The sequence below is a fragment of the Microcoleus sp. MON1_C5 genome (genome assembly GCF_036701875.1).
In the GTDB taxonomy this organism is placed as follows: Bacteria; Cyanobacteriota; Cyanobacteriia; order Cyanobacteriales; family Microcoleaceae; genus Microcoleus.
This window is the reverse complement of record NZ_JAUBRN010000112.1, coordinates 1-8,437: the sequence shown is the minus strand read 5'-3', so window position 1 is coordinate 8,437 and position 8,437 is coordinate 1. Positions and strand designations below refer to the sequence as shown.

General features: G+C 44.6%; 12 protein-coding genes. 5 read left to right on the top strand and 7 right to left on the bottom strand.

Translation table 11 applies throughout. The features are described 5' to 3' along the window. Positions 1–73 precede the first annotated feature (73 nt). The 5 genes from QUA71_RS28340 to QUA71_RS28320 all read right to left on the bottom strand — a co-directional run bounded on the left by QUA71_RS28340 (position 74) and on the right by QUA71_RS28320 (position 2,628). A complete protein-coding gene (locus QUA71_RS28340) occupies positions 74–253 on the bottom strand; it encodes an HNH endonuclease signature motif containing protein (protein WP_333290234.1) in 180 nt (59 codons plus the stop codon). Beyond that, on the bottom strand, positions 246–659 hold the full coding sequence (locus tag QUA71_RS28335) for a hypothetical protein (RefSeq protein WP_333290233.1): 414 nt from the start codon (positions 657–659) through the stop codon (positions 246–248). Before QUA71_RS28335 ends, QUA71_RS28340 begins: the two co-directional genes overlap by 8 nt. A gap of 122 nt (positions 660–781) precedes the next feature. Further along, positions 782–940 (bottom strand): hypothetical protein, encoded by a 159-nt coding sequence (locus QUA71_RS28330; protein WP_333290231.1) that lies wholly within the window; start codon positions 938–940, stop codon positions 782–784. Between the two features lie 156 nt (positions 941–1,096). Next, the gene (locus QUA71_RS28325; protein ID WP_333290229.1) at positions 1,097–1,969 is read right to left on the bottom strand and encodes a hypothetical protein; all 873 of its coding nucleotides are present in this window, start codon (positions 1,967–1,969) and stop codon (positions 1,097–1,099) included. A gap of 422 nt (positions 1,970–2,391) precedes the next feature. After that, on the bottom strand, positions 2,392–2,628 hold the full coding sequence (locus QUA71_RS28320; RefSeq protein ID WP_333290228.1) for a DUF433 domain-containing protein: 237 nt from the start codon (positions 2,626–2,628) through the stop codon (positions 2,392–2,394). A 126-nt stretch (positions 2,629–2,754) separates the two neighbouring features. Here QUA71_RS28320 and QUA71_RS28315 point away from each other — a divergent pair, with 126 nt between their 5' ends. Then, a complete protein-coding gene (locus QUA71_RS28315; protein WP_333290226.1) occupies positions 2,755–3,057 on the top strand; it encodes a DUF433 domain-containing protein in 303 nt (100 codons plus the stop codon). Further along, positions 3,054–3,422: a DUF5615 family PIN-like protein gene (locus QUA71_RS28310; RefSeq protein WP_333290224.1), complete on the top strand. Its 369-nt coding sequence runs from the start codon at positions 3,054–3,056 to the stop codon at positions 3,420–3,422. The genes QUA71_RS28315 and QUA71_RS28310 overlap by 4 nt, the downstream gene beginning before the upstream one ends. Before the next feature lie 48 nt (positions 3,423–3,470). Here the strand turns inward: QUA71_RS28310 and QUA71_RS28305 are convergent, their stop codons facing one another. Together QUA71_RS28305 and QUA71_RS28300 are read right to left on the bottom strand one after the other, a co-directional pair. Continuing rightward, a complete protein-coding gene (locus tag QUA71_RS28305) occupies positions 3,471–4,448 on the bottom strand; it encodes a heme o synthase (protein ID WP_333290236.1) in 978 nt (325 codons plus the stop codon). A 126-nt stretch (positions 4,449–4,574) separates the two neighbouring features. Further along, positions 4,575–5,489: a heme A synthase gene (locus QUA71_RS28300; RefSeq protein WP_333290222.1), complete on the bottom strand. Its 915-nt coding sequence runs from the start codon at positions 5,487–5,489 to the stop codon at positions 4,575–4,577. A gap of 527 nt (positions 5,490–6,016) precedes the next feature. Here QUA71_RS28300 and QUA71_RS28295 point away from each other — a divergent pair. The 3 genes from QUA71_RS28295 (at position 6,017) to QUA71_RS28285 (ending at position 8,176) form a co-directional block, all read left to right on the top strand. After that, complete coding sequence (locus QUA71_RS28295) at positions 6,017–6,172, top strand: hypothetical protein (protein ID WP_333290220.1); 156 nt, start codon at positions 6,017–6,019, stop codon at positions 6,170–6,172. A 202-nt stretch (positions 6,173–6,374) separates the two neighbouring features. Beyond that, positions 6,375–6,506 carry a hypothetical protein gene (locus QUA71_RS28290; protein WP_333290218.1) on the top strand — a complete coding sequence of 44 codons (132 nt, stop codon included), beginning with the start codon at positions 6,375–6,377 and terminating at the stop codon, positions 6,504–6,506. 236 nt (positions 6,507–6,742) lie between these two features. Continuing rightward, a complete protein-coding gene (locus QUA71_RS28285) occupies positions 6,743–8,176 on the top strand; it encodes an ABC transporter substrate-binding protein (RefSeq protein ID WP_333290216.1) in 1,434 nt (477 codons plus the stop codon). Positions 8,177–8,437: the final 261 nt, after the last annotated feature.

Below are 8,437 nucleotides of genomic sequence, written 5' to 3'. Positions count from 1 at the left end.
GGTCTACCATAGGACTGGCAATGCTTTTGGGGTGTGTCACTGCTTATACTACCACGAGAGTGACAAAAGAGGGTTAACAAGCGATCGCCAGATTATCCCAATCACTGGTGCCACCTTTGGAGCGAGGGATAATGTGTTCAATGGAGAAGGGGTCTGGAGAGAATTTAGCTTGACTGAGACAATACTCGCAGCAACCATTGGCGCGTTGTTTAATGAATTGTCGTTGCTGCTGTGTAAGGCGGGATTCAGGCATAATCAACGATCTCGGGATGAGGATTGATGCCGAGGGTTTGCATGAGCTCCGTCAGAGGTTGGTTGCGGAAGGTTGCGAGTTGAATTAAGGCTTGAATGCGGGCAACATTGAGTTGTTCAAGGCGATCGCTCATTTGGATCAGTTGCTCGTGTTCTTCGGGAGTCAGGGTTTCGGCATGACGCTTGGCGATGAGGGCATGATATTCTTCCCAGGTTTGTGCAGAAAAGCCGATGTTAATTTGTTGCAGCAAGTCGGCTTCAGTAGGTTGGGTGGTTGGAAGTTTAGGCTGGAGGCGTTCTTGCAGGGCGTTGAGGATGTAGCGATCGGGTTCAACGCCCTGTCGAGATGCTTCAGTGCGGATCTGGTGTTCGAGTTCGGGAGAGAGGTTGAGGGTAATGGTGGTCATGGTTATCTTGGCAGCAACATCTATTCATCATTTTAGCGATCAGGCTTTCACCTTATCTCGAACTTCATCGCCTGGGACTTCTCGATTTTACTGCCCGCGTCCTGGTTTGCAATCTACGAAACCTAATGCTTCTGTGTCGAGAAATTGGCGATCGAAATGGCGATCGGATATTCAATTTTCGCAGCACGCGCGATCGGAGTCGCTTGAATTCGTTCTGGCAAGCGTCCCCAAATAACTTCGGCATCAGTAGGAGAAAATTGTTCTTGAAGTTTGGCTTGCATGGCATTCACCTTTGGGTTGGAATTTGATAGATATATTCAAGCCACTACCCAACGGTGCCCATCACCCGCCGCAGACTACCTATGCAGCATAGCCAATCATCTTTAGTCGGTCGCTGTGCATGGGCGTTGTTGGACTGCTGACTAAGACTTTATAAATTACGAAAGTGAATATCCTGTAACAAAGGACAATTTAGGAATAGGAAAATGTGTTGATACCTCAAACCATTGAAAGATATTCATTGCACATTCTATAGCCTCTAAAGCATCTTCTTCAGTCATTGCAAATGTTGTTTGATTTCCAGCATGAGATTCGCCTAAATGCGCTATTTTATTTCGAGTTCTATAAAGCTTAGTAGCTTTTTGGTATAAAGCCTCATTATCAACAATTAAAGATTTTCCAAAAATATACAAGGGTATCTCATGAAGAAGCTCTAGAAACTTGCTTCTACTACGCAGCAATTCATAAACAGGATCTTTAGTAATTAAAGTTCCTCCCTTTTGGGAAAAAGAAACTAATCTCAAAACATTATCAGCATCTCCATTTTGAGTAATAAGGTCATATGCTTCATCTGATTTTGTCGCAGCTAATGTTTCGACAGAAATAGCTGTATACAGCAGAGATCTTCTATAATCCTTGTCTTTGTAAGCATGGATTGCGTCGAGTAATAGTCTTTCATATACAAAGCTCTTTAAAGCCAAAAAATCTAAATCTGCATCAGTTAAATTTTCCCATGTAACCGCTGTGTCTAATGTATATCTTGGTATGGATACCTCTGATTTTTTGACTTCTGTGAAATTTAATTCAGGTAGTTCAAGGAGTTCACCTTTGGAAATAACGGAGAAACTTGTAGGGATTGTAACCTGCTTACTTGTTTGACGCAGGTTTGAAGAGAAACGTTCTACATAAGTAGGAAGTAAGTCACGAATATCAAAACTTGCTTTTTCTTCTGAATCAAGCTGAAAAATCTTTGCTTTTTTTATAGGAAATGGAATTGAAGAAGGGTCAAACTCCTCAAGCGAAGTTCCCAATATAAAACCTCCCGTCGAAACAATGATCGTACCATTAACAATTCAAATATTTTTGAAACTAAAATTTTTAGAGGCTAATTCTACTTCTGAGTAGGTTAAGGGATTGATTAAAAAGTATCCAGGTAAGGACTTAAGATTTAGTATTAATGGATCACTGCGATGAATCCTCCAATAGATATTACCTGCGAGTGATATAGCGTAAATTTTCATATTCCACTAATGTCTTCATTCTTTTTAATTTGACCAAGCTAAATGTGCTGCCCTTACCAAAACCTAAAGCAGCCCAACTTATAATTGTATCGCCGTTGCGATACAATACCCAATATAATAGAAAAATACCACCGATCGCTGATGTATTTCACCAAAGGTAGCAGTAATCCACACAGCAATGGCTGGCGATCGATGAGCATTCAACCAAATTGTCATGTGGCTAAAACGGGATGGTCTAGTTTGCAGACTGCATACAAAAGCGCAGCTTTTAGATCCTCAAGTTCCAAGTCGGGAAATTCTTCCATAAACTCAAAAATTTGCTCACCCGCAGCTAGCAACTCTAGGATATCGATGACTCGAATCCGCATTCCCCGGATGCAGGGACGATCGCCACATTGTCTTGGGTTCACTGTAATTCTGTCAAACAGATAAGCAACGGATGCTGGCATGGGTTAAAATTGTTTAAAACCTTTGTCTCTAGCTTACCTCATTTATCGCCCCACACTCACACGGCGATATAATTCTGCGATCGCTATGCTGTAATAGAGATCAGTCCATTCAAACTTCGATAGTTTATGACCGCAGCAGTATCTATTGACATTGGTACGCTCATTACACGCACTCCCGGACTGCATGGTGGATGTCCTCACATCGTCGGTAAAGGCGTTACCGTTCGCCGGATTGTAACCTGGTACAAGCGAGGATTGACTGCTGAAGAGATTGGCGAACGCATCGGACATCTCACCCTCGCCGAAGTCTACGCTGCATTAACTTACTATCATGCCAACACCGCAGAAATTGAAACTGATTTGATTAATCAAGCAGCAGAAGCCAAGCGTCTTGAAGCTTTGTACAGCAACTTTGGTAAAGAAGCATGAGTGAGATTAGGCTTTACCTAGATGAAGACTCCCAGGATCAGTCCCTACTACGGGCATTACGGGCACGTCAAGTCGATGTAACCACCGTCAACGAAACTCAAACAGAAGGATTAATCGACGAAGAACAACTTCGGCTAGCTGCCAGTCAAAACAGAGTTTTGTACAGTCACAATATTGGAGACTTCTGTCAGTTACATACTGAGTTCCTTGGCAGAGAGGAATCTCATGCTGGCATTGCGCTGATCTCACAAGACTATTCCGTGGGCGAGCAAGTTAGAGTCATTATGGAACTAACTGCTAATAAGACAGCAGAGGAAATGGTGAACCAGTTAGAGTTTTTGAGTAAATACTTAAAAAATAGCTAAATACCGAGAGCCCCGACTTCTTCAAGAAGCCGGGGCTCTAAAAGCAGACTACATCACAACTGCACTAATCAAAGTTTGCACATTTTGTACAACAGCAGTAGTAAAATTATGAGTCACAGGCAAACTATCAACCACTATTCCGGCGCACAATAGCATCAGGTACAGAATAGAGTATTTGAAGAGCGATCGCGCAACAATCTTATCCTCGGGAGTCTGCAACAGCAACCAAGCTTTTTGGGCAAAAATAGCACCGAGGAAAATAGCTGTTCCCGCATACACCGCGCCCGCTAAATGTAGGGGATAAACTAGCAGCAAAGTTGCAGGAATCATCAATAGCGTGTAAATCCAAATTTGGCGGGCTGTGGCTTCGTCGCCCTCAATTACAGGTAACATCGGGACGCCTACTTCCTTGTATTCATCGCGAATCATCATTGCTAATGCCCAAAAATGCGGCGGTGTCCACAGGAATATAATCCCAAACAGCAGCCACGCACCCCAACTCAAATCTCCCGTAACCGCAGCCCACCCAACTAGCGGGGGAATCGCCCCTGCTGCACCGCCGATGACGATGTTTTGCACGCTGTGACGCTTCAGCCAGTGGGTGTAAATTAGGACGTAGAAAACGATGCCTGACATTGCTAGCAATGCCGCTAATAAGTTGGCAACAACTGTGAGCAATGTAAAGGATATTGTAGCTAGGGCGATCGCAAATATCAAAGCATCCCGCTTCTTGACACGCCCGGAAGGAATCGGCCGCCACCGGGTGCGCTCCATGATATAGTCGATGTCGCTGTCGTAGACACAATTAATCGTATTCGCCGACGCGGAAGCTAAAGCGCCTCCAGTAATAGTTGATACCAGCAATAGCGGGTCTACTTCTCCTTTGGCGGCCATCCACATTCCTGCTGAGGTAGTGATTAGCAGCAGTAAAATAATTCTGGGTTTTGTTAGTTGATAGTAACTTTTCACGACTTGCGAAAAGTTTTCGTGGAGGCGGGGCCTGTCGTTGGTAAGGATTTCTTGCATCGGTTGTAAGCTGTTAGTAATTATTTGCGAATTCGTCATTAGGTTGTAGGGGCGGGTTTTACGAGAAATATTTGCTGTAGCTACAAGGATTAATAAACCCGCCGTCTCTTACTTTAGTCTTATCTCTCAAGCTGATAAAACTCGATCGCGCCAAGCTAAAACACTAAAAGCTATCAGGGTTCCCAGCAAAGCAGCACCGACTGCTTGGTGGGCGACTGTCAGCGGTTCTACCTGAAGGTGCAGCCGGAAAGTTGCTAATCCCAGAACTAATTGAGCAATTAGGCAAACACTCGCCCAATTAGCCAGTTTTCGCAATTTTGGACTCAGTGCAGGCTGCCGCCAAGCCATGACTGCTACGGCTAAAGTCGCTGCTGTAGCTGGTACGATACCGGCGATGTGGCTGTTCATTACCGAGCACAATTCTGAGGAGTCCAAACATTGGTGCAGTGCCCATCTAGAGCCTACTAATGCTCCTAGCAAACTTTGCAGGTAAACTAACAATACTGCGATCGAACTTACCCAAGCCAATTTGCCGACATTTCCTGTAGCTTCGTAGGGAGTCAGCATGAAACCGATGACTAGCAGGGCGCCAAAAAACAGTAAAGCTGTTCCCAAGTGAGCGGTAACGATGTCAAATCTGAGCAGTTGTGTTACTGTCAAGCCGCCCAATACGCCTTGAAAAACGATTAGAAATACTGCCCCGGCGCTCGCCCAAGGCAGCCATTTTGGCAGGCGGCTGCGGTAAAACAAAGATAGTCCTAAAAGTGCGATCGCGCTTAAACCGATCGCTGCTGCGTCCAACCGGTGAAACCATTCCAGAAATACCTGCAAATTCATTTGCGCTGCAGGTATTAATTGACCGTAGCACAGCGGCCAGTCGGGGCAAGCGAGCCCCGCATTCATGACTCGCGTGGCGCTGCCTACAGCCATTAACAGCCAGGTTGCGATCGCAATTTTCCACACTAGGCCGCGGATAATATCTTTTGGCTGCCACTGCACTCCTGCTGCTGCGTTTGGCTGATTTAAAACTGAGTTTGCCATGGAATTTACCTTAGCCTTTGTTATCGATCGAACTTAATTAAATATTGAGGTTTTGCTTTGACTGAGCTTAGCCGAGCTTAACACTCTTTTTCTCTGACCAACCGTCATTTTTACTACCTTAGCGACACTTTTATCCAATTAGTTTGTCTTTATATTTTTTTCAACTTTCTTCTTTATATTACAAAAGATGTCCTTTATTTTGTCAAACTTAAAAAAACTTTAATCTTTCCCCGCCCCTAGATCGTTAAGAACTCCCCCACTGTCGAGATTGCACGGAAAAATAAAGATATAATTAAGAAAAACCATTTATCAAATAATTGTGATATGAAACGCTCAAAAATTTTTACAAAAAACTAAGCAATATAAAAAAACCTATAAAGTAGATTCCCAACAAACTATATTTAGCTGATTGTTCTACCCTAGTAGGAAGTATGACGGCAAATAAAACGGCAGTCAACAAGTTAAGCAAGCTATAAGCCAGCGACTCTTTACTCCAGGCGTCATAGGCGCGAGCAAGGAGTTAAAGGATGGAAAAAAAAACAGGAGAAATGCCAGCTTCGCTGTTGACCCTAGTTGGCTGCATAGCGATCGCAGCAATCAGCTTGTGGTACGGTCAAAACAACCACTTGATGCCACAGCAAGCCTCTGAACAAGCACCGATGGTAGAGGCTTTTATAACGTGACGATCGCGATCGCCACAGCCCTATTTATGGCGTTGCATAATAGCGGGGGGATTTTGATTGTTTTGTGGGATGGGATCTCGTCGCCCGAAGGCGTGTATTTTCACAGCAGGCGGGACGCTAACCCCTATTCCCCACAAGAATCATCCTCAAATTGTACAACACCCCGATCGCACCCCCGCTGAGCCCAGACTCAGGAGACGCGGTGCCTGAAACAGCACCAGAAATCACGCCAGAAATGCCTCCCACCCCCAGCAGCGCCCAATACGACGAAGAAGCCAAACCCTCTGAGACGGGACAATTTGCAGGTATCAGAGTCAACCTCACTGGGAGCTAAGCTGCTACGCTGCTAGATTCTAGAATATCAAGATAAAATAAATTACCACGCGCTAAAATATATGTATATGTCAGCCAAAAATCATCTATCTCCAGTAGTACAAGTAGAATAATTGCTATATAAATTATTGAAGGAAGGAAAACTTCTTATTAAATGCGCTACATCCCGTACATTACTCGTTGCCGAACTTCCTTCCTTCTTTGAATCTAAAACCTAAAATCTAAAATTCTGCCGCCATGTCCCAAAAAAACGAAACCGCTGTTCTGGTATTATCGCTCCTAATTACGATCGGGCTAGCCGGTGCAGGTATTTGGTGGCTCACAAGCCGAGGCGGCATCAATCTCGGAGGTTTATCACCCCAAAATCAGACATTCCCCAACCCTGCGACGGGGAATTCGGCGCAATCAGAGGAGGCAATAGGGCAGCGTCTGAGTGCCGGACAAAAACTGTTAATTCCAGAGCGAGCAACAACCACCAAACAAGCAGCAGTAAAGGCGATCGCATCTGGCAACTATAACGCAGCTATTTCCGACTTACAAGCTTCGCTGAAAACCAATCGCAACGATCCAGAAGCACTAATTTACCTCAACAACGCCCGCATCGGCGATCAAAAATCCTACACAATTGCCGCAGCAGTTCCCATTGGCGGCGATATCAATGCTGCTCTAGAAATTATGCGGGGCGTAGCTCAAGCTCAAAATGAAATCAACCAAAGCGGCGGCATTAGCGGCACTCCATTAAAAGTGCTAATTGCTAACGATGACAACAAGCCAGAAATGGCGGCCCAAATTGCCAGTGCTTTAGCAAATAACTCGGAAATTTTAGGAGTAATCGGGCATTTTGGTTCAGATACAACCCTAGCAGCCAGCAAGATTTACCAGCAAAAACAATTAGTAGCAATTTCTCCGACAAGTACCTCAGTGCAGCTTTCAGGAGTTGGCAACAATATATTTCGGACAGTGCCGAGCGATCGGTTTGCGGCTAATGCTCTTTCTCGCTATATCGTGGGAAAATTGCAAAAGCAAAAAGCTGCTGTATTTTTCAATTCTGCCAGCAGTTACAGCAAATCTTTAAAAGATGAATTCACCACTGCTATTTACGGAGATGGAGGACAAATAGTATCGGAATTTGACTTTGCTAATGGCAATTTTAATGCTGCCGATAGCGTTAAAAGTGCGATCGCCCAAGGAGCAGAAGTGATTCTGTTAGCATCCAATTCAGCCACGCTCGACCAAGCTTTGCAAGTAGTGCAAGTAAACGCCAAGCGGCTGCCGTTACTAGCGGGAGACGGTGCTTATAGTGCTAAAACACTGCAAATCGGTGGCGCAGGAGCAACAGATATGGTGCTGGCTGTTCCTTGGCACATTCTCGCAGATCCGCAGTCAAACTTTCCCCAAACATCGAAACAACTTTGGGATGCTGAAGTAAGTTGGCGCACAGCTTTAGCCTACGATGCGACCCTGGCGTTAATTGCCGGTTTAGGGCGCAATCCGACTCGTACAGGCATTCAACAAGCTTTATCGGCGTCAGATTTTTCGGCAAAAGGAGCATCCGGCCCGATTCGGTTTTTACCTTCGGGCGATCGCAATCGAGCAGTCCAATTAGTAAGTGTTAAACCCGGAAATCGCACGAGTTACGGTTACGAGTTTGTGCCGATATCCGGTTTGTAAACTATTTGCGATCGCGAAAGTTAGGTGATAACATTCAGTAATAAGTTCTCTGAATTATCCAGCAGAAATGCTAACAAGATGAGTAGTTATATCAAATCCGCTTGCATCGGAATTAATATTACCCCCAATCAGGACACGGCCGTGCCATTTGCCTACAATTAATCGGGTGAGAATTACATCTCTCATTAATACCAATTTAATATGAAGCTGCATAGAATAAAGCTTCCAGAATGAAAGTGTAAGAAGATAGTGAACTCATTT

Bases quoted from the DNA above. Each gene is read 5' to 3' on its own strand.
- QUA71_RS28340 (WP_333290234.1), bottom strand. From the start codon at position 253: ATGCCTGAATCCCGCCTTACACAGCAGCAACGACAATTCATTAAACAA.
- QUA71_RS28335 (WP_333290233.1), bottom strand. From the start codon at position 659: ATGACCACCATTACCCTCAACCTCTCTCCCGAACTCGAACACCAGATC.
- QUA71_RS28330 (WP_333290231.1), bottom strand. From the start codon at position 940: ATGCAAGCCAAACTTCAAGAACAATTTTCTCCTACTGATGCCGAAGTT.
- QUA71_RS28320 (WP_333290228.1), bottom strand. From the start codon at position 2,628: ATGCCAGCATCCGTTGCTTATCTGTTTGACAGAATTACAGTGAACCCA.
- QUA71_RS28315 (WP_333290226.1), top strand. From the start codon at position 2,755: ATGACCGCAGCAGTATCTATTGACATTGGTACGCTCATTACACGCACT.
- QUA71_RS28310 (WP_333290224.1), top strand. From the start codon at position 3,054: ATGAGTGAGATTAGGCTTTACCTAGATGAAGACTCCCAGGATCAGTCC.
- QUA71_RS28305 (WP_333290236.1), bottom strand. From the start codon at position 4,448: ATGCAAGAAATCCTTACCAACGACAGGCCCCGCCTCCACGAAAACTTT.
- QUA71_RS28300 (WP_333290222.1), bottom strand. From the start codon at position 5,489: ATGGCAAACTCAGTTTTAAATCAGCCAAACGCAGCAGCAGGAGTGCAG.
- QUA71_RS28295 (WP_333290220.1), top strand. From the start codon at position 6,017: ATGGAAAAAAAAACAGGAGAAATGCCAGCTTCGCTGTTGACCCTAGTT.
- QUA71_RS28285 (WP_333290216.1), top strand. From the start codon at position 6,743: ATGTCCCAAAAAAACGAAACCGCTGTTCTGGTATTATCGCTCCTAATT.